Source organism: Bradyrhizobium sp. CCBAU 53415 (assembly GCF_028128735.1).
Taxonomy (GTDB): domain Bacteria; phylum Pseudomonadota; class Alphaproteobacteria; order Rhizobiales; family Xanthobacteraceae; genus Bradyrhizobium.
In genome coordinates this window covers 209,785-232,394 of the sequence record NZ_LBJF01000001.1, presented here as the reverse complement: position 1 = coordinate 232,394, position 22,610 = coordinate 209,785, and the positions used below count along the sequence as shown (strand labels likewise).

At 62.1% G+C, this 22,610-nt stretch carries 20 protein-coding genes and 6 pseudogenes; 11 read left to right on the top strand and 15 right to left on the bottom strand.

Features of this window, described 5'->3' with window-relative positions:
* Window positions 1-8: 8 nt before the first annotated feature.
* The gene (locus tag XH87_RS00925; protein ID WP_271585817.1) at window positions 9-209 is read right to left on the bottom strand and encodes a hypothetical protein; all 201 of its coding nucleotides are present in this window, start codon (window positions 207-209) and stop codon (window positions 9-11) included.
* A 271-nt stretch (window positions 210-480) separates the two neighbouring features.
* On the opposite strand from XH87_RS00925, the gene XH87_RS00920 reads away from it, so the two are divergent.
* Window positions 481-900 (top strand): hypothetical protein, encoded by a 420-nt coding sequence (locus tag XH87_RS00920; RefSeq protein ID WP_271585816.1) that lies wholly within the window; start codon window positions 481-483, stop codon window positions 898-900.
* 58 nt (window positions 901-958) lie between these two features.
* On the opposite strand, the gene XH87_RS00915 is transcribed toward XH87_RS00920, so the two are convergent.
* Together XH87_RS00915 and XH87_RS00910 are read right to left on the bottom strand one after the other, a co-directional pair.
* Window positions 959-1,381, bottom strand: coding sequence for a hypothetical protein (locus XH87_RS00915; protein ID WP_271585815.1), 423 nt, complete (start codon window positions 1,379-1,381; stop codon window positions 959-961).
* Between the two features lie 80 nt (window positions 1,382-1,461).
* On the bottom strand, window positions 1,462-1,812 hold the full coding sequence (locus XH87_RS00910; protein ID WP_271585814.1) for a DUF1236 domain-containing protein: 351 nt from the start codon (window positions 1,810-1,812) through the stop codon (window positions 1,462-1,464).
* Between the two features lie 155 nt (window positions 1,813-1,967).
* Between XH87_RS00910 and XH87_RS00905 the strand changes: the two genes are divergently transcribed.
* On the top strand, window positions 1,968-3,368 hold the full coding sequence (locus tag XH87_RS00905) for a TAXI family TRAP transporter solute-binding subunit (RefSeq protein WP_271585813.1): 1,401 nt from the start codon (window positions 1,968-1,970) through the stop codon (window positions 3,366-3,368).
* A 12-nt stretch (window positions 3,369-3,380) separates the two neighbouring features.
* On the opposite strand, the gene mdoH is transcribed toward XH87_RS00905, so the two are convergent.
* The 4 genes from mdoH to ku form a co-directional block, all read right to left on the bottom strand.
* Window positions 3,381-5,501, bottom strand: a complete 2,121-nt coding sequence (gene mdoH / locus XH87_RS00900; protein WP_271585812.1) for a glucans biosynthesis glucosyltransferase MdoH — start codon at window positions 5,499-5,501, stop codon at window positions 3,381-3,383.
* The gene (locus tag XH87_RS00895; protein WP_442868238.1) at window positions 5,489-6,949 is read right to left on the bottom strand and encodes a glucan biosynthesis protein G; all 1,461 of its coding nucleotides are present in this window, start codon (window positions 6,947-6,949) and stop codon (window positions 5,489-5,491) included. The genes mdoH and XH87_RS00895 overlap by 13 nt, the downstream gene beginning before the upstream one ends.
* Before the next feature lie 399 nt (window positions 6,950-7,348).
* The gene (locus XH87_RS00890; protein WP_271585810.1) at window positions 7,349-7,600 is read right to left on the bottom strand and encodes a hypothetical protein; all 252 of its coding nucleotides are present in this window, start codon (window positions 7,598-7,600) and stop codon (window positions 7,349-7,351) included.
* A 51-nt stretch (window positions 7,601-7,651) separates the two neighbouring features.
* Window positions 7,652-8,572 carry a non-homologous end joining protein Ku gene (gene ku / locus XH87_RS00885; RefSeq protein ID WP_271585809.1) on the bottom strand — a complete coding sequence of 307 codons (921 nt, stop codon included), beginning with the start codon at window positions 8,570-8,572 and terminating at the stop codon, window positions 7,652-7,654.
* A 391-nt stretch (window positions 8,573-8,963) separates the two neighbouring features.
* Between ku and XH87_RS00880 the strand changes: the two genes are divergently transcribed.
* The gene (locus XH87_RS00880; protein ID WP_271585808.1) at window positions 8,964-9,212 is read left to right on the top strand and encodes a hypothetical protein; all 249 of its coding nucleotides are present in this window, start codon (window positions 8,964-8,966) and stop codon (window positions 9,210-9,212) included.
* Window positions 9,213-9,385: 173 nt separating this feature from the next.
* On the opposite strand, the gene XH87_RS00875 is transcribed toward XH87_RS00880, so the two are convergent.
* Complete coding sequence (locus tag XH87_RS00875; RefSeq protein WP_442868228.1) at window positions 9,386-9,580, bottom strand: hypothetical protein; 195 nt, start codon at window positions 9,578-9,580, stop codon at window positions 9,386-9,388.
* Between XH87_RS00875 and XH87_RS00870 the strand changes: the two genes are divergently transcribed.
* A complete protein-coding gene (locus XH87_RS00870) occupies window positions 9,579-9,743 on the top strand; it encodes a hypothetical protein (protein ID WP_271586592.1) in 165 nt (54 codons plus the stop codon). The two genes, XH87_RS00875 and XH87_RS00870, sit on opposite strands and share 2 nt — an antisense overlap.
* 279 nt (window positions 9,744-10,022) lie before the next feature.
* Window positions 10,023-10,217 (top strand): hypothetical protein, encoded by a 195-nt coding sequence (locus XH87_RS00865; protein WP_271585807.1) that lies wholly within the window; start codon window positions 10,023-10,025, stop codon window positions 10,215-10,217.
* A 306-nt stretch (window positions 10,218-10,523) separates the two neighbouring features.
* Here the strand turns inward: XH87_RS00865 and XH87_RS00860 are convergent.
* Together XH87_RS00860 and XH87_RS00855 are read right to left on the bottom strand one after the other, a co-directional pair.
* A pseudogene (locus XH87_RS00860) lies at window positions 10,524-11,205 on the bottom strand (branched-chain amino acid ABC transporter permease); the annotation flags it as partial.
* Window positions 11,205-11,986: pseudogene (locus tag XH87_RS00855) on the bottom strand (ABC transporter ATP-binding protein). The pseudogenes XH87_RS00860 and XH87_RS00855, both read right to left, overlap by 1 nt.
* 93 nt (window positions 11,987-12,079) lie before the next feature.
* Between XH87_RS00855 and istA the strand changes: the two are divergent.
* Complete coding sequence (istA, locus tag XH87_RS00850) at window positions 12,080-13,387, top strand: IS21 family transposase (RefSeq protein ID WP_271585806.1); 1,308 nt, start codon at window positions 12,080-12,082, stop codon at window positions 13,385-13,387.
* A pseudogene (gene istB / locus XH87_RS00845) lies at window positions 13,387-14,061 on the top strand (IS21-like element helper ATPase IstB); the annotation flags it as partial. The gene istA and the pseudogene istB, both read left to right, overlap by 1 nt.
* Here the strand turns inward: istB and XH87_RS00840 are convergent.
* Window positions 14,059-16,161 carry a recombinase family protein gene (locus XH87_RS00840; protein ID WP_271585805.1) on the bottom strand — a complete coding sequence of 701 codons (2,103 nt, stop codon included), beginning with the start codon at window positions 16,159-16,161 and terminating at the stop codon, window positions 14,059-14,061. The pseudogene istB and the gene XH87_RS00840 sit on opposite strands and share 3 nt — an antisense overlap.
* Window positions 16,155-16,643, bottom strand: coding sequence for a hypothetical protein (locus XH87_RS00835; RefSeq protein ID WP_271585804.1), 489 nt, complete (start codon window positions 16,641-16,643; stop codon window positions 16,155-16,157). The genes XH87_RS00840 and XH87_RS00835 overlap by 7 nt, the downstream gene beginning before the upstream one ends.
* A 20-nt stretch (window positions 16,644-16,663) precedes the next feature.
* On the opposite strand from XH87_RS00835, the pseudogene XH87_RS00830 reads away from it, so the two are divergent.
* A pseudogene (locus tag XH87_RS00830) lies at window positions 16,664-16,879 on the top strand (ATP-binding protein); the annotation flags it as partial.
* Window positions 16,880-17,083: 204 nt separating this feature from the next.
* Here the strand turns inward: XH87_RS00830 and sfnG are convergent.
* Window positions 17,084-18,190, bottom strand: coding sequence for a dimethylsulfone monooxygenase SfnG (gene sfnG / locus XH87_RS00825; RefSeq protein WP_271585803.1), 1,107 nt, complete (start codon window positions 18,188-18,190; stop codon window positions 17,084-17,086).
* A gap of 765 nt (window positions 18,191-18,955) precedes the next feature.
* The gene (locus XH87_RS00820) at window positions 18,956-19,237 is read right to left on the bottom strand and encodes a DUF3551 domain-containing protein (protein ID WP_271585802.1); all 282 of its coding nucleotides are present in this window, start codon (window positions 19,235-19,237) and stop codon (window positions 18,956-18,958) included.
* Between the two features lie 554 nt (window positions 19,238-19,791).
* On the opposite strand from XH87_RS00820, the pseudogene XH87_RS00815 reads away from it, so the two are divergent.
* The 3 genes and pseudogenes from XH87_RS00815 (at window position 19,792) to XH87_RS00805 (ending at window position 21,347) form a co-directional block, all read left to right on the top strand.
* Window positions 19,792-20,456, top strand: a pseudogene (locus tag XH87_RS00815) (cyclic nucleotide-binding domain-containing protein).
* 123 nt (window positions 20,457-20,579) lie between these two features.
* The gene (locus XH87_RS00810) at window positions 20,580-20,996 is read left to right on the top strand and encodes a hypothetical protein (RefSeq protein WP_271585801.1); all 417 of its coding nucleotides are present in this window, start codon (window positions 20,580-20,582) and stop codon (window positions 20,994-20,996) included.
* Between the two features lie 147 nt (window positions 20,997-21,143).
* Window positions 21,144-21,347 carry a hypothetical protein gene (locus XH87_RS00805; protein WP_271585800.1) on the top strand — a complete coding sequence of 68 codons (204 nt, stop codon included), beginning with the start codon at window positions 21,144-21,146 and terminating at the stop codon, window positions 21,345-21,347.
* A gap of 905 nt (window positions 21,348-22,252) precedes the next feature.
* Here XH87_RS00805 and XH87_RS00800 read toward each other — a convergent pair.
* Window positions 22,253-22,570, bottom strand: a pseudogene (locus XH87_RS00800) (pantoate--beta-alanine ligase); the annotation flags it as partial.
* Window positions 22,571-22,610 lie beyond the last annotated feature (40 nt).

Genomic DNA, 22,610 nt, shown 5'->3' with positions numbered 1-22,610 from the left:
CGTCCCGGCTATCGCCACATCGAAGGAGCCTCGTGAAGTGCCTGGCGACTGACCTTCTTCAGGCTCTCTCGAGCAGTGTCGCCATTGGCCGCGGCTTCCAGAATCCGAGAAGCTACGCGGACCCGAGCACCGGTTTCGAAGCGCGAGATGTCTGCGCAGACATCGTCGAGTACGGCGCGCAAAAGCGCGGTCGTGGCCGGATCGAACATGGGAACCCCCGAAAGGCGAGAGAGAAATCCTAGCGCAAGAAATCCGACGGCGAATTCAACATTGTTAACGTGGCCACGTCGCGGGGCTTCTCTCGCGCCGCAGCATTCCAGTCCGAACTCCGCTGCGCAGCGGCGTTCATGCTCGAAGCTCGACGCTTCGAGCGACGTTGACCCGGGGCCGATATCCCGTTGCCCCTCGTCGCCGGGGCAGCAACCATTGCCTATTTTTCCCGTTATCGCGCAGGGCATGCGTAGCGTGAAAGGAGTTCAGATGAAGAAGCTTGCAATGTCGGCGCTGATGGTCGGCGCCCTTGGTCTGGCCTCGGTGGCCTCGACCTCTCCTGCCGAAGCTCACTGGCGGGGCGGCTGGGGACCGGCCCTCGCCGGCGGCCTGGTTGCGGGAGCCGTGATCGGCGGGCTTGCCTCCACGGCGTACGGTTGGGGACCCGGCTACGGCTACTATGGCGGCCCTGGCTACTACGGCGCAGGTTATTATGGCGGTCCTTACGCCTACGACTACGGCTACGACGAGCCGTATCGCTGGGGCGGCGGCTATACCACGACCTACTACACTGCGCCCGTCAGCTACGGTTATCGCTATCGCCAAGTCGCCCGCCCGGCCTACGCCTATTACGGCGGATCCTATCCGATCGTTCGGCATCACTGGCATCGGCACTACCGGCACTGGTGAGAGCAGCCCACTCAAGTCAACGAAGGCCGCACCTCGAGGGAGCGGCCTTTTTCTTTGCTCACCACCATCCGCCGGCAAACGAGTCGGGTCGCTCGAACGCGAGACGTCGGTCGGGTGTCCTTTTCTGTAGCTTTGCCGCGCGCTTCGGATGGGGGCGGGCCGCTGCGGAGGCGCGCACAGGCGCCTCTTTCTTCAACTCGACGACAGGTGCTGCAGGCATTGCGGCCATGGCTTCGCGCACTTGTTGCCCGGGTTCTTCGATGAGCGGATCGGCCTGAGCGATTGTGGGCAAATCGGTGCGGGCACGCGTATCGAATACGATCTTCTCCGGAAGACTCCTCGCCGAGGTGATCCGGATGATGGTCCTGTCCGGATCGGACGGGCCCGCCTTCTCAACCGGCGCCGGCAGATACCGGTCCGCAGCGAAGAGCAGCGCCAGCAGCAGCCCACCGACGAAGACGAAATAACGAATGATCGGCATGAACGGCCGCTCGCAAATGAGAAATCAGGTACCGGCGGGGGCCGGATTGGAGTGGCGGGTCGCTTCGTTCGGCGCCACCGCTACTGGAGGGATTGGTCGATCTCCTGGACGACCGTGCGGGTCGACGGATCGACCAGCATCACGCGCTCGCCCGAGTAGACATAGCGGTACTTGGTGAGCGAGGGACGCCAGTCGGCAGGCACCGCATCGAGTTCGACTTCGCGCGGCACTGGCTGGCCGACGAGAATCTTCTCGCGGGTCTCCACCGGACGGACCTTGTGCTCGGTGACATAGGTGCGGATCTTCGTGCGGTATTCCGGCTCGATCTGTACAGCGGCAGCGTGGCCGGTGGTGGTGACGACGGTGGACTGCGCCATCGCGCCCGTCGAGATCATCACCGCCATCGCATCGGTCAGCAGAAGCTTGTTCATCTTTCTCTCCTCGCCGCCATATGCGGCATGCGAGAACCCACGAATAATGGCAAGGTTCCCGCTCGTCCGCAGAGGTCCTCGCATGCGACGGAACATTCAGGTCCGGCGAAGGTTCGCCCCAAGCTCCCAGGCGCTTGCTCACGGAGAGCCCGCTGATGCCACCGTCCGATGCAGTCAGGAGTGCCCCCGATCGACGCCAACGAAGGCTCCTGATCCTGTTGGCGTTAGGATTCGTCGTCTTCGGCGCCGCTACCGCGGCGCTCTTCTACGTCCTGCAGCCCGAGACTCTTCGGATCGCCGTCGGCCCCTCGGGCAGCGAAGACCACCAGGTGGTCCAAGCGATGGCGGAGGCTTTCGAAGAGGAAAGCAGGACGGTTAGACTGTCCCCTATCGCCACCGCCGGAGCGGCCGAATCCCTTGCCCTCCTGGGCGCCGGCAAAACCGACCTGGCGATCGGTCGCGGCGACCTCGTCATGCCGGCTGATGCGCAGACACTGGCCGTCCTGCGTAAGAACTATGTCGTCATATGGTCGCAGTCCGGACGCGCAGGCAAGGACTCCAAGAAGAAGGCCGCCGCGAAGATCGGAGAGATCGCCGATCTTGCGGGGCATAAGGTCGGCATCATCGGAAAGACCGACGCCAACGTCGCGGTTCTGCGGACAATTCTAGAGGGCTCAGGCGTGCAGCCCGGCAAGGTTGCCACGGTTCAATTCGGGACCGAAGAGATCGAAAAGCTTGCGCAGGACACCACGCTGGACGCGTATCTCGCCGTCGGTCCGCTCGACAGCAAGATCACGGCCGCAGCCATCGCCGCGACGTCCCGGTCTCGCGGAACTCCGAAGTTTCTTCCGGTCGATGCATCCGAAGCCATCGCCTTGAAGCACCCTCGCTACGAATCCGAAGAAATTCCGGGCAGCGTCTTCAGTGCGAACCCAGCATGGCCGGAGGACAAGGTCGACACCATCAGCGTCAACCATCTCATTCTGACCAGAAAAGGACTGTCGGAAGCCAAAGCGGCTGCCTTCTATCGGCAGCTGTTCGCGGTCCGCGACACGATCACGCAACGTGTCGCCGGCGCTGCGCACATCACGAAGCCCGACACCGAGAAGGAAGCGGAGCCCTCCGTGCACAGGGGCGCGGCGGCGGTCATCAACGGGACCGAGCGGACCTTTCTGGACAAGTACAGCGACTACTTCTGGTTCGCTTTGCTTCTGCTGTCCGGGATCGGTTCGGCGGCTGCCTGGCTGCGCCGCTATCTGAACCGGGACGAGCGGGATGACAACACCGGCTACCGCAATCGCATTCTCGCCCTGGTCTCGGAGGTCCGGGATGCCGGGTCCGAACAGGACCTGCTGGCGTCGCAGCGGGAGGTCGATTCGATCATCGGCGAAACCCTCAAGTGCTACGACGAGGGAGCCATCGAACAAGAGGACATGGCCGCAGTCGGCCTCGTCCTTGAGCTGTTCAATCATGCGGTCGCGGAAAGGCGGGCGGCGCTGCAGGGCGGCGCGATCGAAGCAAGGGCTTCGAGCCCGACCCTTGCCTCTCGCCGATAGGCGCACCCGGCCTCATCGCTTCTGCAACACGGTCGAGAGCGCCGAACCGTCGTTCAAGATCGAGAGGACCTCCCGCAAGGACAGATGCTCTGCGGCCTCCTCGAAAGTATCGCTCGCCTCGACCTTGGCGCGGCCGACCGCCAGGTTGGCATCGACCGTGTCCGGCCTGGCGGCGCGAGGAGGTGGCAGCTGCGCCAGATGGAAGGCTAGGAGCGCGGCGTCTTCGCGCAGCTCCACCAACGCGGATCTGATCCCTACATCCGCAGACGCGCTCAATTCGTTAGCCCGGCGCAGTACCGCAGGCGGCTCTCGGTCTTCCGGGGTGGCAAACAATTGGCCGGACGCGGGCTTGGCCGTCAGCGCGCCGATAGGAACGGCGAACAGCAGTCCGACGATGACCGGCGACATCCAGAGCAGAAGGGGCAGCGAAACGGCGTACGCGCTTGCCGCCATTAGAACGCCGCACAGGGTCGGGACGCCGTATTTCCGATAGAGTTCGCGGCGCTCCACCGTGCCGTCGTCGCGCCTTTGCGTCTGCCAGCCGGCATCGCGGCCCGCCAGAATCTCGACGACCGCGATCGACTGGAAGATCATCATCACGGGCGCCATCAGCGCGGAGACCACGATCTCTGCGAAGAGTCCGGCCGAGGCTCGCAATGCACCGCCGAACTGGCGTCGCATCGAGTCCTGCATCCAAAGCAGGATCAGGCTCAGCAGCTTCGGCAGCAGCAGCAGACCCATGGTGGCGACGAACACCCAGATGGCGAGCACGGGATCCTGGGCCGGCCAAGTGGGAAACAACGAGAAACCCTTGGGAAAATACTCCGGACGCACGAAACGGGCTTGCAGCGAAATCAGCATGCCCAGCAGCAGGAATAAGAGCCACAGCGGTGCCGTCAGATATGCCCCTATCCCCACCATGAAATGCAGGCGCGACACCCAATGGAGACCTCGCGCCGGCACGACAGCGAGATGCTGAAGATTGCCTTGGCACCAGCGTCGGTCGCGCGCCGCAAAATCGAGGAGCGAAGGCGGCACCTCTTCGTAGCTGCCGCCAAGCGTCGGCAGCATGTAGATGCCCCATCCGGCCCGACGCATCAGCGCAGCCTCGACGAAATCGTGGCTCAGGATGTGCCCGCCGAATGGCTTGCGCCCGCGCAGCTGCGGCAGCGCGGCCGACTCCGCGAAGGCCTTTACCCTGATGATCGCGTTGTGGCCCCAGTAGTTTCCTTCCGAGCCGTGCCACCAAGCGACGCCGGCGGCGATCATGGGGCCGTACAGGCGGCCCGCGAATTGCTGGACGCGGCTGAACAGGCTTCGCGCGTTGATGACCATGGGAAGCGTCTGGACGAGCCCGGCGTTCGGGTTGCTCTCGATGGCATGGACCAATCGGACGATGGTCTGCCCGCTCATCAGACTGTCGGCATCGAGCACGATCATGAAGTCATACGCGCCGCCAAACCGCGTGACCCACTCGGAGATATTCCCGGCTTTGCGCGCCGTATTCTCGGCTCGGTGGCGATAGTACAGCCGTGGCGTTCCGACCGCCTGTCGCAGCGCGAGGAGCGCTTTTTCCTCCGCGACCCAGATGTCCGGATCGGTGCTGTCGCTCAGAACGTACCAGTCGAACAGCCTTCCTTGCGAGGTCGTCTCCAAGGATTCGATGATCGCACGGAGCCGCGCCGTCAATCGGTGCGGGTCTTCGTTGTAGGTCGGAAGCAGCATGGCCGTGCGGCTTGCGATCGCCGGCAGTTCCGCATCTGGCGCGACGGCGTCCGGACGATGGACCAGCAGCACGAAGAAGCCGGCAAGCGCGGAGGCGAACGAAAAGGCGACCCAGGCGAGCAGGACCAGGAAGAGCGCCAGCACCACCGCTTCGAGGACGGTGACGCCGCCGACCTCCAGCACGCGATACATCTCATATCCGCCGCCCGCCGTGAGCGCCGCCGTCGAGAAGAGGATGAGGCCGCGCCGCCAGGCCATTGCGGGGGCAACCGGCGCAGGAATGCGGTCGGGTACCCGGTCCTTTCCGAGGTCGCCGGGAGCCATGGAAAGTGGGGACTCGTGCGGCAGCAGGCGCTGGTTCCCGATATCGCCGGCGATCGGTCGCGGGGCCGTGCTCACGGTGCCCATCGATAGACCCAGATTTCCGACAAGGGCTTGTCTCCTTCGGTAAGAAACGCGCGCAGCTCGATCGGCTCGCCTTTCACCTGGCACTGGAAGCTGAGCCGCCAGCCGCCGGTGTACGGATTGGGCTGCGTGACAATGTTCTTCAACTCGGACTTCTCCGCCGTCACGACGCCTTTGACGCCAGCGGGATCGACGCCCTTGAGGTTGTCGCCGACCAGATCGAGCACGAACATGCGCGCGTCCTCGCCCCTCGCCCCGATGCCACTTCGCGTGAATCTGGCCAGCGAATGCGGTTTCGGGCTGTCCGGACCCCAATGCTGCCTATAGGTGTAGATGTATTCGCCCTTGGCCTGCAGCGGGTTTTTCGGCCGCCAGAATGCGGCGATGTTGTCGTGGACCTCCTCCTTCGTCGGGATCTCGAACAGCATGACCCCGCCCTCGCCCCAATCACCGATCGGCTCTATCCACAGACTTGGGCGTTTCTCGAAGCTGGATTCGATGTCCTGGTAGGCGAAGAAGTTTCTCTCCCGCTGCATCAAGCCGAACCCGCGCGGATTGAGATCCTGAAAGGTGCTGATCTGCAGGTCGCGGGGGTTGCTGAGGGGCCGCCACAGGCTTTCGCCCTTCCCGTTGAAGATCGCAAGGCCATCGGAATCATGGACCGACGGACGGAAATCGTCGATGTCGTTGCGGTCGTTCGGACCGTAGAAGAACATGCTGGTCATGGGCGCGAGACCGGCTCGCTGCATTTCGACGCGCGGGTAGACCGACATCTCGACATCGAACACCGTGGTCTCCCCGGGGCGCACGGTGAATCGGTAGCTCGCGGCGCAGCTCTTGCTGTCGAGCAGAGCATGGATCACCAGCGAGGTCGCACCCGGCGCCGGCCGCTCCAGCCAGAACGTCTTGAAGAACGGAAATTCCTCGCCCTTGGCTTCGCCGGTATCGATCGAAAGACCCCGAGCGGAGAGCCCGTACGTCTGCCCCTTGGCCACGGCGCGGAAATAGCTCGCGCCCAGGAAAACACAGACCTCGTCGTAATAGTCGGGACGGTTCATCGGCGCATGGATGCGAAAGCCGGCGAAGCCGAGATCGATGTCCTCGAACGGAGGGACCTTCTCGCCGAACGAAAAGTCCGCCTTGCGGTACTTGAGCTCGGTTGCCTTTCCGTCCGCGACTTCGAAGATGCTCACCTTGTTCTTGTAGAAGAAGCCGCGATGGAAGAACTGTGCTTCGAACGGAAGATTCTTGCCGCGCCAGAGCGCGCGCTCCGGCAAAAAGCGGATCGAACGGTACTGATCGTAGTCGAGGTCCTTCAACCCACGTGGCAGCTTCTCGTCCGGCGCCTCGTACGGTTTGCCGGCCAGCGCACGGGCCAGGTCCCTCACCGTGGACGGCCCGAACGCGTCATCCGACGCTGCGGCGAAGCCGCTGCGCGAGGCGAGCAGCAACGCCGGCAGCACCGCCGACCCTTGAACAAGTTGGCGTCGGTTCACGTGCTCTCCTATTCGCTACTGCTGCCGCGGCCATGCAACGGCCGCCGCGCGAGCGAGTTCCACCGCGCGGCCATCATTGATGTCGCGCCCCCGTCTCAATTAAGCAGACGCGCGCGGAGCTTTCTGATGATCTCCCGGAGATCGGCGGCGTATTCCTCAGCGGCCCCGGCGCGCGTCCTTCAGGCGAGCTCCTCTGGAGGTCGGCTTTTGCTGCGCTGATGCCGATTACGATGCTTTTCCAAGCCCATAGCGGCGACTTCGCCGCCGGACCCATTCGCCAGATCAATGGTAATCTCGGGAGCTCGGTTCGCGCTGCCCGCCCAGGCCCTGCGATCGCGTGCTGATCGGCAGCCTCTAACGGCGACCAGCAAACCAAATGCCGAGCAGAAACGCGACAAGGAGCGACTGCAGCGGGGCTTTCACGGTAACTTTGCGCAGTCGTTCGGCCCAGCGCACCGCTGCATCCTGCGAAGTTGGCGGGATTGCCCTGCCGTCCGCGGACCCGGTCTTCGCGCTCGACCCGTCCGCCGAAGCCCGCTCGAGGCCGCCCTGCTCGTCCGTCAATCCGGAGGCCTCCGTCATCGCCGATGTCTCTTTCATATCCATGCGAACCTCCCAGAGCGGCGTCACAGAAACCGGCCTCCCGCGTCTCGGTTCCTACGCCGACTTCCGCTGCGGCCTGGCTGCCGACTTCTTCACGGCCTCCTTCGGCTTCTTGCCTTCGATCGGCATCAGCATCTCCTTCTGACCGCTCGCTGCCTTTCTGGGTTTCTTGGCCGGCTTGCCCGTCTTCGCCGGCGCGGCCTCCTTGCCGACCGATCGGCGCAGCGCCTCCATCAGATCGACGACGTTTGTTGCCGCCGGCTTGGACTTGGGTGTGATCGGCTTGCCGGCGCGCTTCTGGTTGATGAGGTCGATCAGCGCGGTCTCGTAGTGGTCCTCGAACTTCTCGGGCTCGAACCGCCCCGCCTTCTGGTTCACGATGTGCTTCGCGAGGTCCAGCATGTCCTTCGTGACCTTCACGTCCTGGATCTCGTCGAAATACTCAGCCTCATTGCGCACCTCGTAGGGATAGCGCAGCAGCGTGCCCACCAGGCCCTTGTCCATCGGCTCGAGCGCGATGATGTGCTCGCGGTTCGTCAGCACGACGCGACCGATGGCGACCTTGTTCATCTCGCGGATGGTCTCGCGGATCACCGCGAAGGCGTCGTGGCCGACCTTACCGTCCGGCCTGATGTAATAGGGGCGGATCAGGTAGCGCGGGTCGATGTCGGCCTTGTCGACGAACTCGTCGATCTCGATGGTGCGCGTGGACTCGAGCGCGATCTCCTCGAGCTCCTCCTTGGTCACCTCGATGTACTGATCCTTGTCGAGCTCGTACCCCTTGACGATGTCTTCGTTCGGCACCTCGTCGCCGGTGCCGGCGTCCACCTTCAAGTATTTGATGCGATGCCCCGTCTGTCGGTTGAGCTGGTTGAAGCTGGTCTTCTCGCTCTCCGAGGTCGCCGGGTAGAGCGCCACTGGACACGTGACGAGCGAGAGTCTCAGAAACCCTTTCCAGTTAGCTCGGGGGGGCATGTACCCAGAACTCCGATCGGGGCGGGCCTGGATTCAAGACGAACGGCAGGCGGCAGTTCCGAGACGCGGCCTGCCATCCCCGGAGATATTCATCCGACTTCGACCGCTGCCCCACCGGAATTCGGAGGGAGCCTCTTGACTCCTGGGAACGAAACAGGAACATAATCGGATGAACGCCACTTCCGAGCAGGCCGCATTGGCCCCTGACGATCTTGAGGCCGCCACCGACTAGGCGATCGCGGCCTGCGGAGGCGACCAAGGGAAGCGGTCAAGGCCCTGATCGTGGCCAACGATTTCCTGGAGACCCAGTTCGAAGAGCTCCGGACGAAGGCGTCGACCGGCTACGCCCGTGGACGGCTCCCAGGAGCGCGAGAACGCAAGGATGGGGCAGATGGCTGATGTGACGTACTATGTCGCTCTACCGTTCGTTTTCTTCGACGACGGCCTAACCGCCGGCGAGGCGACAGAGTGCCTCAGCGCCAACGCCGCGGTGATGAGGGCGGAGGCGCTGTCCCGCAAGCCGGGTCACGCGGGCGCGATCGCGTTCAGCCGGACCGGCGATCCGTCTAGCGGCGACTTCAGCGACGCCAAGCTGATCCGGAAGTTCGGCGAGGTGCCGGACGACCTCAGCACGCTGTGACCGACGAAGGTCACTCGTCGCTCGGGCCGGCGCCATCTTCCGGCGCGAGCAAGCTCAGCGCGGTCTCGATCTGCGCGAGCAACCTTTCGATCTCCTCGCGCTCGTTCGGCCCAGGGGCGCGGTCCCTATAAGCAGCGGGCCGCGATTGAGGCGGTCAACTGAAGGCCGAGCAGTTATCGCGGGAGGCGGCCCCGGCCGCATCGAGCGGCATGACCGGGATCGATGTGCTTGGGCATGTTCTTCTCGACTTGCGGCACCATGCGGGCAGGATCGGGAGCGCCAGGAATGCCGCGCGGGCCGAGCTGCTCGCGCGCAATGTCGTCCTCGGTCTTGTCAGGCGCTATGCCGTTGATCGGGCGCGGACGCATGATCCTCTTCCCCGGGCGCATCGGCGGTCAATCGCCCGACGCACCGAGCGCCGCTCCAGACCTCTATGACCGGATGTGCCTCGAGGAGTTTCGCGGCTCGACACCTTGCGTCGTCATCGGCGCCGCACTCCAGCTCATAGACCGCATGGACGACGCCGCATAGATCGACTGCATAGGCCACATAACGCATGGCGGTGCACAAAGCGCGATGTTCAGCACACCCGAACGACTCGCCCGACAGGCAGTTTGTTCCTACGAATTCGGAATGTCGTCAATCCGGTCGCTCTGAGCTAAGCGACCGGAAAGCCAAGGCATATTTGCCGACGGACGCTTCGTCCTGTGTCGCGCCGACCTTGCCTCTCGTCGGATGCGTCAGACCACTTGACGCGAAGAGCGTCGCGCATTGAAATCTGGCTTTCAGTGATGTTGCGGGGGTGGCGTCGTGGAAGAGTTCTACAGAGGCTTCGCGCAGCGGGCGCGCGATTTGGCGGAGAAGGCGGATCCGTTCACCCGACGGCGGCTGCTCGACCTGGCCAAACGGTACGACCTCAAGATCAACGGGTCGAGCTACGCACGGATACCGCCGCCGCGCGCAACGCCGCCGACAGCGCTCTTCTCGGGCTCCGGCGAGGCCTGACTCAGCCCTTCCTGTCCTTCGGGGCCGGAGAAGCCCGGCGTTCGTATTCTTCCGCGAGCGCAGTGAGCCGCTCGATCACCTCCGGATCGGTGATGGAGGCACCCAAGCGCCGGCACCTTTGGGCTTCCGCGAGCCATCGAGTCTTCTCGTCTTCCATGCCGCTTCCAACCCGCTTGCTCCCAGCAGGTTGCGGCCTCGGCCAATCTTCAGCCGTCCTTCAATGCATTCTTGACGTCCTTCGCAGGCCAGCTCTCGCCGGCGGGCCTGACACGCACCTTCCCGCCGCCTCCGACCAGCTCGTGCGTGCGGGAGCGCCTTCAGCACGACGAGCGACAGCGAGAACTGCACGCCGAGACGCGCCCCATAGGAGCCCAGCTACGAGGGCGACGATCCCCGCGGCCGTCCAAACCGAGGTCCAAACCCGCGGCAACCGCAAGCCGACCGCTAGCGCCGCAAATTGATCATCGGCAACGGCGCGAAACGACAGCCCGGTGCGGGTGTAGCGAAAGAAGAGTGCAAACAGCGCGACCAGGCTGCCGGCGACCGCCGCGGCAAACAGGTCGAACCGGCTGATCAACACGCCGCCCACCTCGAACGGGGTGTCGCAGATGCCGATGTCGAGGCCATGCACCTGCGTGCCTCACAGAAGCTGGGCTGCGTCTTCGATGATGTAGGAGAGCCCGAGCGTCGCCATGAACAGTGTGATCGGCGGCTGGTTGACCAGCGGCCGCAGCACCGCGCGCTCGGTGGCGATGCCCAGAAAGATCATGGTGACCAGCGTCGCTGCCAACGCCGCAAGAAATGGCGCGCCGCGCTCCAGCAGACTGACGAAGGTCAAGGCTGCGAACAACAGCATGGCGCCTTGTGCAAAGTTGAGCACACCGGAGGACTTGTAGATCAGCACGAAACCGATTGCGACCAGGGAGTACATCACGCCCGAAAGCAGGCCACCGATCAGCACTTCGATCAAAAACTGATAGTCGAACATCAGACCGCAAGCTCCGTATCGTCCTCGTGTGCGACGCCGAGATAAGCGTCGATGACCGCAGGATCGACACGGACTTGGTCGGGGGTACCGTCCGCGATCTTTCGGCCGTAATCGAGCACGGCCACACGGTCGGACAGCCCCATCACCACCCCGATGTCATGCTCGATCAGGACGATTGCTGCCCCGAAGCTGTCGCGGGCGTTGCGCACATGCTGCGACAGTTCCTGCTTTTCGGTGAGAGTTACGCCCGCGAACGGCTCGTCTAGCAGCAGGATCTTCGGCCTAGCGACCAGCGCCCGCGCCAGCTCGACGCGCTTCTGCACTCCATAAGGGAGGGTTCCAGCCAGGCGGTCGCGGAGTTCTGAGAGATGCAGGAATCCGATCACTTCTTCCGCGGCGGCACGACTCTCGACCTCGATCCGTCGCGCCAGCGGCGAGCCGATGATCTGCCGCAGAAAACCTGTGCGTTGACGATGCGCCAACCCAATCAGCACGTTGTCGAAAAACCGAAAGTCCCTTGAAGAGCGCCAGGTTCTGAAACGTCCGCGCTACGCCAAGGGCTGCCAGCCTCGACGTCGGCACATCACGCGCCAAACCACACGTCTCCGCGATCGGGTCTGTAAAGCCCACTGACGACGTTAAGGAGCGAGCTCTTTCCGGCGCCGTTCGGTCCAATGACTGCCAAGATCTCGCCCGGAGCGACCTCCAGATCGACCTCGCGGAGGGCTGCGATACCGCCAAATGTCAGCGAAATACTTGCACGCCCAAGCGCCGGCCGCACGGGGGTCTTGGCAGACTGTCGCGCGCCATGGAAAACTGCCCCCTCGGCGCCACGAGGAATTGCCCCCTCCTTGGATAGCTGAGGAGAGAGCGAATGAACGAGGAACGAATCACGGAAGGCTCGTCGTGGATTGATCCACGGGGGCAGGTGATGAAGACGCCGGATGACGTGGCGGAGATGTTGCGCCTGAGGGCGTGTGGCTGGGGTCTGAAGCGGATTGCGCGGCAGCTGGGGTGCAGCCATCACACGGTGAGGGACTACGTGGCGGCGGGCGGGGTGAAGCCGTTCAAGTCGCCTGAGCGGGCGAAACGACTCCATGGCCTCGAGGGTTGGCTGCGCGAGAGGTTCATTCGGCATCGCGGCAATGCGGATGTGGTGCGCCAGGACCTGTTGGCCGAGCAAGGCGTGGCAGTCAGCCGGCGGACGCTGCAACGCGCCGTGCAGCCCTATCGCCAGGCGCTGAAGGCCGAAGCGCTGGCGACGACGCGGTTCGAGACGCCGCCCGGCCGACAGCTGCAGATCGACTTCGGGGAGCGTCTGGTCGAGATCGGCGGGGTGAAGATCAAAGCATTCGTGTTCGTGGCGACGCTTGGGCATTCGCGGCGGCTGCATGTGCGTGCGTTCCGGGCCGAGAAGCAAGAGCACTGGTTCGCCGGGCTCGAGAGCGCATTTACGACCTTCGGCGGCGTGCCGGAGGAAGTGCTGATGGACAATCCACGCGCGCTCGTGGTGCGCCACGACGCGGTGAGCCGGTCGGTTCAGTTTAACGACAAGCTCATCGCGTTCGCGAAGCATTGGGGCTTCCGTCCTCGCGCCTGCGCACCGTATCGGGCGCGCACGAAGGGCAAGACGGAGAATGGCGTCGGCTACGTGAAGAAGAACGCGATCGCGGGGCATTCCTTCGCGAGCTGGGACGCATTCGAGGCGCATCTCGCCGAGTGGGAGCGTGAGGTGGCGAACGTGCGTATCCACGGCACGACCGGCGAGGCGCCGATCGCTCGCTTTGCGCGTGACGAGGCACACCGGTTGAAGCCGCTCGGCGGGCAGCCGTCGTTCGGATCGTTGCGCGAACTGGCCCGTGTCGTCAGCAACGATTGCGCCGTCGAGATCGACACGAACAGCTACTCGGTGCCGTGGCGGCTGATCGGCGAGCGCGTGGCGGTGACAGTTGCGGCGGGCGAGGTGCGCATCCGCCATGGCATGCGCGAGGTTGCGGTCCACAAGCAATCGGAGGGTCGCCGGCTGCGGATCGTCGATTCCGCCCACCTCGACGGGGTTGCCGGTCGCGATGGCGCGGTCTGCCGACCGGCAAACGAACCGACAGTGCCGGGGTCGTCTCCACTGCCCTCGTTGTTGCGTCCTCTTGCCGAATACGAAGCAGCGATCGGAGGGAGCTTCTGATGGCGCGCACAAAGAAGGCTACCGAAGCACCAATCGATCGGCTCGAGGCCATGCTGGCGCGATTGCAGCTCTCCGGCATCCGCGACCAGCTCGACAACCTGCTCGACGAGGCGGCGCGCGCGAACCTGTCGGCGCGTGAGACGCTGATCCTGCTGTGCGAGCGCGAGATCGCGCGCAAGGATCATCGCCGCATCGAGATGGGGCTGAAACTCGCACACTTCCCGACCGTGAAGGAGCTTGCGGGCTTCGACTTCGAGGCGCAGCCGTCGATCGATCCGAAGCAGATCCGCGACCTGGCCGCGTCACGTTGGATCGCCAACGGCGAGAACGTGCTGCTGCTCGGCCCGCCGGGCGTCGGTAAGACGCACTTATCGATCGCGCTCGGGCGAGAGGCGATCCTGGCCGGTTACACGGTGCAGTTCACCACGGCGACGACCCTGGTCGCTGGCCTGGCCAAGGCGCATGGCGAGCGACGCCTGGACGAGAAACTGCTCGCGCTGGCGAAGCCAAAGCTGCTGATCATCGATGAACTGGGCTACCTGCCGCTGGAGCCCGACGCGGCGCATCTGTTCTTCCAGTTGGTCAGCCGCCGCTACGAAACCGGCGCCATGCTGATCACGTCGAACCGCAGCGTTGCCGAATGGGGCACCGTGTTCGCCGAGCCGATGACTTCATGATGCCTCCTTCTTCGAACGCTTGGTGCGTCGCACCCGCTTGCGAAGCTGACTGATTTGTTCGTCTGAGAGCTCGATCTGCCATGGCTGGCCTTTGGCTAACTGACGACCCGCCAGCAATCCGCGCGCAAGATAATCGAAGATTGTTTGCGGGGTTACTCCAAGCTCAGCCGCCGCGCCCTGAATCGAGAAGCTACCGTCGGGCCAGCGCATCGGATTCTTGTCCACGCCATTGATTTTGACGGTTGGAATGCCCCAGCGGGCCCGCAACAACCAGACGTTCTCGCCTTTGAAGGCGCAGCCTCGGGCCGCGACGAAGCCTTCCTGGTTGAGTATTGCCGCGATCTCGGCATCCATTTTGTGTTCAGCATTCAACTCGACGATCCGTTGCCGCAACCGATCAATGTCGATGTAACTGCGGTAGGTGTGAACCCGCCGTTGCGCGTGATGCTCGCTGGTTGCGCCGGTCTGCCAGACGATCTTGAGCCACACCTGACCTCGGGTCCGCTTCTGATCAAGAATGACTTCGCGGATGACAAATCGCAGAACGCGCTTGCGATCGGCTGCCGACGTGGTAGCCGCGTTCCAGATCCGTGGCAGGTTCTCTCCGAGCGCTTGGAGCCCTGCGCGTTCCGTTGGGCCAATCAGGAGCGGCTCTTGCGCGCGCCAACGCGCATGCTGCTGCTCGACCGACTCGACGACACGCAGCTTCTCTTCCCAGGCCCGCTCAAGTGAGCGCGCCACAAGACGGTTCTCGGGCTCTACGGCGTCATACTGACGCCGAGCGCGCTCGGCCTCGTAGCGGGCGCGCTCCACGCGAAGCGCCCACTGGCGCTCGAGCTGACGGCTCTCCTGCTCCAGTTGGCCCGCCGCCGCGAGTGCGATTGCAATCTGATCCGGCACCAGGGCGTCGAGGACCACCCGCTCGACCAAGGCGTCAACGGCCAAGGCCCGGACTTCCTGGCACAGAACACTGCCTTGCTGGTCCCGATCCGAGCGGCAGCAATAGACCGGATAGTCAGCATTCGGGCCAGTGTAGCGCATGCTCATGCGCCGTCCACAACGGCCGCAGATCGCAATTCCTTGTAACAGGGCTGCCCCCTTGCGCGGTACGCCAGCGTGTCCCGCTTCATAGCGGAAGACGTTATCTGCCAGTCGCCCCTGGTTGGCCATGAACTCCTCCCAGCTGATATAGCCTGGGTGAGCGGCGTGGAGGCAAACCGCCCAATCCGCGATCGCCACCTTGACCGTTCCCGTCAGCGATCCCGGCCGGCATCGGCTCGGATCTTTTTGCCGGCGGCCATAAACATACGCCCCAGCATAAGCCGGATTTTGAAGGATACTAAGGACGCGTGCACTATCTGGCGCACGCCAGACGATCTCGTGTGGAGATGGCCCAAGCAGCGGTCGAACCGGCAAGGACAATCCGTTCCTGTCCAAGTAACGCATCACACGGCGAGCGCTTTGCAGTTCCCGGAATTTGGCGAACACGAGATGAAGACGGGCCTGCACCTCCTCGTCGGGATTGAGAACAATTGTGCCCACTCGATCGTAGACGAGCCCGGCTGGTAGCGGCAGCCGCAGTTCGCCCCGCGCCGCCTTCTGGCGTTCGCCTTGGTGCAGGCGCATCCGAAGCTGGTGCAACTCCGCCTCGCTCATGATGCCGGACAAGCCCAACAGCAGGCGGTCGTGGTAGGCGCGCGGATCGTAAAGCCGCTCGCCATCCGCAATGAGCACGCCGAATACCGAGCACAGTTCGAGAAGCTGATGCCAGTCCCGGTTGTTGCGGGCCAAGCGAGAAGCGTCGAGACTCACCACCAGACCGGCGTTGCCAAGGCCGATCTCGGCAATGAGCTTCTGGAAACCATGACGATCCACGCCGCCAGCACCGGATTTGCCCAGATCCTCGTCAATCACCTGAACGCGCTCGGGCGGCCAACCCAGACCGATGGCACGATCGACGAGGCGGTACTGTAGCTCGGTGCTCTCCTGATGCTGGCGCACCTGGTTCACGGATGACTGCCGCACGTAGACATAGGCCAACTTGGCTCGGTGTGCGGTCGTGAGCCGCTCGTCAGCGATGTTCGAGCTGATCAGCACGACCCAGTCCCCTTCCGGGCGTGCCGGGGATCGCTCGCATTCGCCGCATCAGCGCGGCGATCGTTTGAGCGATCTGGGTTTGCGTCGCGGTCGACAGATTCGGCCACAGGCGCGGAATGCCGGCCGTCGGATGGCCGGGTGGATTTGCTAACGTCGGCAGGGGTCGATACGCAACGCGACCTGGAAGCGGTCGGTGGGCCATCGCGAATCACCTTCTCGTCGAGAAGGCTCAGACTCGCGCTCAAATGTTGCATCAATGGGATCAGCGTACGTGCACTGACGCGCGGCAGATCGGCCGCGTCCGGGCGGGAAGTGATCGCCGTCTCGGCAAGGTCCGTCGACGCGATCCGAACCGCCCGCCGCCGTCCGTCCGGCAGCGCGACGACGACGTAGGCGGGACCACGCCCCGACCGCTCCTTCAGCACCTCAAGCCGGTGCCCAAATAGGAAATGATGCGGGTCGGTGATCGTGACGTGAAACACGACCCGTTCAAGAATAGGGGTATTCTGCCGTGTTCGGCGATCCGGTGGTCGCCACTGCGATCCTCGACCGGCTCTTGCACCACAGCCACGTGCTGACCATCCGCGGCGACAGCTACCGGCTCCGCGCCAAGCGAAAGAGCGGCCTCATCAAGCCGCCCGCCGCTGACGGCCCTCCGGTCGGCTCCGCCTCCCTCCGTCCCGTCAGCGGCGGAGCCAACCCTGAACCGACATCATGAACCCGAGGGTGGGGGCAGTTCTTCATGACGCAAAGGGGGCAGTTCCGGATGGCGTTTGACAGCAGACTCGCCAGCGCCCCCTCCAGCGCCTGCTCGCGCGTTCCGCCCGATACAATCGAGTATCGGCGTGGGGGGATCTCCTCCAGGCGAAAGGCGCCCGCCCCTATCGCAATCGCGGTCACGTAGCTCACCCCCGCTTTGCGCCTATTCTGCGGCCTGAACGCGCACAGGCGTCCTTGCCTCGAGTTCGCGAACCAGCGGGATCACATGCCTGCCGAAAAATTCGACCTCTTCCTGGAAATGCAGGAACCCGAGCAGGATCAGGTCGGCACCGGCTTGTTTGAGCTCGATGATCCGTTCAGCGACTTGCTGCGGCGTGCCGATCAGGTTCGACCGGAAGCCATCGTTGTATTGAACGAGATCCTGGAACGTGGATTTCGCCCAATTGCCCTCGCGCTCGGGGCTGGCATTGCCGGCGTTCTGGACTTCGTGGTGGAAGCCGCGAACCGCTACGGGAATCGCGTTGTCGAGGACCTCCTGCAGCACGTCCCTGGCTTCCTTTTCGGTCCGCCGGACAATGCCGAATGCGTTGATGCCGATCTTGGTCTTAAACCTCTTGCCGAAAGTCTTCTCCTTGAACCTGATGTCCTCGACCTGCGCTTTTAGTCCCTCTGGCGTATTCCCGTTGGTGAAATACCAATCCGATACGCGAGCCGCCATATCGCGGGCGGCACGAGAAGAGCCACCCTGGAAGATCTCGGGCAGCGGATCGAGTGGCTTCGGCTTGAGCGAGTAGTCGTTGAACCGATAGAAGTTTCCCTTGAGTGTAAAGCTCTCTTCCGTCCAAATCCCGCGCAGAGCATTGATGAACTCCTCCGAACGCCGGTAGCGCTCGTCGTGATCGAGCCAAGGCTCTCCGATTGCGTGGAATTCGCCGCGGAACCAGCCGGATACAATATTGACCGCAACGCGCGCGTTAGTGAGCTGGCTGATCGTCGCAATCTGCTTCGCCGCTACGGCCGGATTCCATGGCCCGGGGAGGAGAGCAGCGATCACCTTAAGCTTTTCAGTCGCAGCCAACAGCGCATGCGAGAAGCTGACCGGCTCATGCTGCTTGTCGGCTCCGTAACCCGCCGTGAACCGGATCTGGCTGAGGGCGTAGTCGAAGCCCGCCTTTTCGGCAATCTGGGCAAGCTTCCGGTTGTAGTCGATGTCCCAGCTGGTACGCTGCTCGATCGAGGAAATCACCAGGCCGCCGGATACGTTCGGCACCCAGTAGGCGAATTTGATCGGTTCGTTGTTCACAGACATCCTGGTTTGTCCCTTGAGAATGACACTTACTGCGAGGTAGGCGCGGTATGAGTGCGCAGCACCATGCGACCACGCCGCTCAAAACGAGCGGGTGCGGACACTGCTGTTCAGCCAGCGTTTGCGTTATTGATTTCGAGGAGCTAGAGCGATCTCAGGCCAAATCGCCTTTACGAATTAAGACGCCGCTCAGGAACAACACGAACACAACTGGTCGACAAGCTTGCTCAGAATCGAATGCGTAACGCTGTCGAAGACGTAGTTGCGCATTATCCGCGCTCCTGATCGGCACCATCGCCTGATGATCAATCCTCTCAGAGATTGTTCGACCATGCGAGTCCAAGACGAACTATTTTTCGCAACGCGGAGATAATCAGCTTCCTTTTGTTTTGCGGCGAACGCATCGTTTGTTGCTGTGTGGGTGCAAGCAGATCATTTCCTCGCCGCGCAGAAGCTCATTCAATCGCCACGGCCGTACGGCCGCATCGGCATAGCCACCTGCACCAAATACTACGACTTCGGCCGCTGACTGGAATATTCCAATCGCATTCGCCGGCATCTGAGATCACTTGCTCTACCGAAGAGATCGGAGACATCGAACTCGTATGAAGGGAGCGGCTATTGTCGTCCAACATGCAAGCACGCTCGCACTGGACGCAATCAAACGAACGACCCAACGGATTTCAGCGCAGAATAGGTGGGGTCGAGCGAACGGCAACAAGAGTCTGAACGACCCCGCCCGTTCATCCAACGCCGTCCTTGGCTGACCTAACGACGTTCGCTCCAGGCCAATTGCCTTCCCTCGCGCTCGAAGGCGTAGATCGGATTGATACCGCAGTAGGCATATGTGCCGGATGCGGTAGCCATGCACTGGCTATAGGTTGAGAATTGGCAGTTGCCCGGATATCCCCAGGTTCGGCCCTGCAAGCAATAAACGTCTTGGGGAGTCGGAGGGGTGTGCGAATGAACACGTGAAGCAGCAGTCGAGCCCGATCCAAAGCCGACAAGGATAGGAAGTGCCAGCGCTCCGATGGCGAGAAGATAGCGCATGAGATCTCTTGCCTCCGTTAATTAGCTGAAGGATAGAGGATCCGAATTGGACAGTTTGATCTTAATCAATGTCAGGTGGCGGGTCCAGTTGGACTATCGTCAGCAAGACAGTCAGCCGTGGCAGAGCCTCGAGCGAGACACTCCAGCAGACGTTGGATATGAGGTTGGGGCAAGAAGAGGGCCGAGCGGGTTAACGGACCCCGTCCTTGGTCCTGGCACACTCGCTCGCAATTCCAAGCCGCCTTCCAACGACACTCCGCAGTAAAACGCATCTTTTCAGCGCGACTTGGCTCCTTCGCGCAGCAGAACACTCGTATAGCATTCAAAATCTAGGATCGCTTCGTTCGCTCCGACGCGTGTTGCTGGGCACCTATCGTCGTCGATCAGAGGCCACATATTGCGTCACTCAACTGTTGCGCGGGCAGTGCGACACAATGACATAACTTCTTCTTTTCATAGACGCTCAATACAACCTGCAGGCATCCATAGATTGCGCCCGATTATTAGCGAGGCTCCAACTCATTTCGCATATTCTGGTTCAGGAGTGTCGGACCATGTTTGTTAGCATCACCACAGACCACCCCGCGTCAATTCGCTCAGTGAGCTCGGCTCGAATCCGATCGTCAGCTTGAGTGAATTCACTTGCAAGAAAGGTCAGACCATCTACATTGAGAGTGAGCTAGCCGAGTACGTCTACCAGGCCAGGAACGGCGCGGTACGGACCTGCAAATTACTCCCCGATGGACGGCGCCAGATTGGCGCATTTCATTTGCCGTGCGATATTTTGGACTCGAGAACGGCGGAGCCCACCGATTTACGGCGGAAGCGATCATCCAAACCACTGTTCGCCTGATCAGGCGGCAACATCTTGAGACGGTGGCCGAGATTGACGCGGTTGTCTGGCGCACCTTGCTCAGCTTGACTACGAATAACCTGCAACACGCCGAAGACCATATGGTGCTGCTCGGACGCAAAACTGCTCTGGAGCGCGTTGCTGCGCTCTTACACGAGAAGGATGAAACGGCTCACGGCTGCTGACGTGATCTCGTTCCCAACGTCTCGGCGCGACATCGCGGATTACCTTGGTTTGACCGTCGAGACCGTTTCACGTGCTCCCCTGCGCAGCAACTACCGCACTTTCAGGAATAGATTTATCTCATCTCCGAGGCGCGACCAATCAGCTGTCGAGCGCTATTTCCCGAACGCTGCGATGCTTTGAATGGCGCGCCGCTTCGAACGATTGTCTTGGATCCCGCAGAAATACAGTTTGGCAACGACAGGGACCTGTTCTTCGTGAGCGTGGATTTTCACTCTACTGAGTTGACCGGAAAGAAGCAGGACGATGACTACTCACCTCGCGAGCCTCACCATCAGCGACGGAGAAATGGAGAAGCGCTTCGCTCCGGTCTTCGAGGGGATCGCAGCGGGTGCGGTGGAGCGCGAGCGAAACCGCGCCCTCCCGTTCGAAGCGATAAAGCTGCTCAAAGAGGCAGTCTTTGGAGTCTTGCGGGTTCCGGTCGAGTTCGGTGGTCTCGGCGCATCGCTTCGTCCGACCTTCGATCTGCTCACTGCACTTGCGGTTGCGGACTCCAATCTGCCACAGGCGCTGAGGGCACACTTCAACCTGGTCGAGGACTTGCGCCCGAACAAGAATATCGGGCATTCTCGTCGTTCCCGACGTCGTCGCAATTCTTTTTCGGACTTGAGAGCGCGGAAAGAGGCCCTTCGACGGGCGGATAAGAACCATCGCACTTCGTGATCTCACTCGTTCCTAGCCTACTAGCAGCAACCGGGACGATCGGCAGGGTTATTGGCTCGCCCCTATCGGGTCGAGTAGCCCCTCAACCAGCTTGTAACGCGCAACGAATAGGTCTTTCATTAACAATAGCTCTGTTTGAGAGGTTCGATGTCTCTTTCGATTGGATTGATTGTGGACGGCTATGTGAAACTAAACAACCGTATCGCGCTGGAGAACCTTCTGGCGCATCGGCGGGAGCTACTGCAGCAGCTGAAGTGCGTTACCGGAATTGATCCGAAGCAAGCGGTCGCTCAGGTGAGTCAAGAAATCGCAGTGATCGAAAGTGCACTTGCGGCGCTCGCGCCAGAGTAAACAGCAACGGCACACCGGCTCGGGTCAGTTGCCCGACTCCCTTTTCCGTGCCCATAATTTCCGCGGCTATCTGGCGCCAAATACTGAGTCGCTCCGCCAGTGCCGCTTTTTCGGTCGAAGAGCGGTTTAATCGATCCGCCGCCCGTCGGCACGTCAGCTATAGCGAAGGCCGGGGCTGCGTGCGCAAAGCGTGGACGCGCTGCCTTGAGTGCGAAATGCTCAATTGATTCAAAGATCTGCCGCTCGCAGCGAGCGACGCGTCAAGCGATTCACATATGCAAATGCGCCCTGGCGGTCGCATGGCCCTATCGTGACGGATTAGGCACAGAATCGGGGGAAGCAGGATTGAGCGACGGCCCTTCTTCGCAAAGCAGATTTTTCGTTCGCAAAGGCGGATGGTCTATAATCGAGAACGTAAGAGGCTAGCGCTGATTGGGACCAGCTTAGCAGCCAATCTAACCATAGAGCAAGCCGGTGAAGTGGATCTTCACCGCTCCGCAGGAAAACAAGGTCTCATTTTGAGCAGAGCATTTGAGATGGCAAATTGTGTGATCGTTCGGGCCTACGGAAGGCAACTTGATCAATTGCGGGGAGAAGCCTCCCGTATTTCCCGAGGACTGAGAGTCGATTGGTGGATTGAACGCGGAGAGCAAGGAGCGCGATTTTGCTTCGAGAACGAGGAATCGAAAAAAGCTTTCGCCTCAATCTGCGAGAACCTCGCTATTGCTTTTCAGGAAGCTTAGAGAGTTTATTTCAGCATGCATGCTGATCTGAACCGGCGAGATCTGAAGGAGCGTCCTGGCGCTTTGAACGCTGGAAAACCTTCGCGTTAGCTGTCATCATTGCAGGCCGACGAGGACCAAAAAGATCAAAGCCAACCAAGATCGGCTGCTTGCGCGCTGAGCTTAAGGCGATTCCGCTCCCGACTTGAGGATTATATTGTCGATCAAGCGCGTTGAGCCGACATAGACTGCCGCGCAAAGAGCCGCAGGGCGAGTCCAAGGGCTCGCGACCGCCTTGAAGGTGTCGGCATCGATGAGCTCGACGTACTGCACCCGACCGACTTCATTCAAATGCCGCCTGGAAATTGTCACGAGCTTCTCGACGTCACGCTCGCCGGCCTTAAACGCGGACTCTGCCACGAGTAGAGCGCGACTGATTGCAACCGCCTGCCGACGCTTCTCTTTGTTGTGATAGCGGTTGCGACTGCTCATCGCGAGCCCGCGCGAAGCGCGGTACTAGTCAGCACCGATCTACGCCGGC

Coding starts and splice junctions, on each gene's coding strand:
- XH87_RS00925 (WP_271585817.1), bottom strand. CDS start 209: ATGTTCGATCCGGCCACGACCGCGCTTTTGCGCGCCGTACTCGACGAT.
- XH87_RS00920 (WP_271585816.1), top strand. CDS start 481: ATGAAGAAGCTTGCAATGTCGGCGCTGATGGTCGGCGCCCTTGGTCTG.
- XH87_RS00915 (WP_271585815.1), bottom strand. CDS start 1,381: ATGCCGATCATTCGTTATTTCGTCTTCGTCGGTGGGCTGCTGCTGGCG.
- XH87_RS00910 (WP_271585814.1), bottom strand. CDS start 1,812: ATGAACAAGCTTCTGCTGACCGATGCGATGGCGGTGATGATCTCGACG.
- XH87_RS00905 (WP_271585813.1), top strand. CDS start 1,968: ATGCCACCGTCCGATGCAGTCAGGAGTGCCCCCGATCGACGCCAACGA.
- mdoH (WP_271585812.1), bottom strand. CDS start 5,501: ATGGGCACCGTGAGCACGGCCCCGCGACCGATCGCCGGCGATATCGGG.
- XH87_RS00890 (WP_271585810.1), bottom strand. CDS start 7,600: ATGGATATGAAAGAGACATCGGCGATGACGGAGGCCTCCGGATTGACG.
- ku (WP_271585809.1), bottom strand. CDS start 8,572: ATGCCCCCCCGAGCTAACTGGAAAGGGTTTCTGAGACTCTCGCTCGTC.
- XH87_RS00880 (WP_271585808.1), top strand. CDS start 8,964: ATGGCTGATGTGACGTACTATGTCGCTCTACCGTTCGTTTTCTTCGAC.
- XH87_RS00870 (WP_271586592.1), top strand. CDS start 9,579: ATGATCCTCTTCCCCGGGCGCATCGGCGGTCAATCGCCCGACGCACCG.
- XH87_RS00875 (WP_442868228.1), bottom strand. CDS start 9,580: ATGCGTCCGCGCCCGATCAACGGCATAGCGCCTGACAAGACCGAGGAC.
- istA (WP_271585806.1), top strand. CDS start 12,080: ATGAACGAGGAACGAATCACGGAAGGCTCGTCGTGGATTGATCCACGG.
- sfnG (WP_271585803.1), bottom strand. CDS start 18,190: ATGTCTGTGAACAACGAACCGATCAAATTCGCCTACTGGGTGCCGAAC.
- XH87_RS00820 (WP_271585802.1), bottom strand. CDS start 19,237: ATGCGCTATCTTCTCGCCATCGGAGCGCTGGCACTTCCTATCCTTGTC.
- XH87_RS00810 (WP_271585801.1), top strand. CDS start 20,580: ATGACTACTCACCTCGCGAGCCTCACCATCAGCGACGGAGAAATGGAG.
- XH87_RS00805 (WP_271585800.1), top strand. CDS start 21,144: ATGTCTCTTTCGATTGGATTGATTGTGGACGGCTATGTGAAACTAAAC.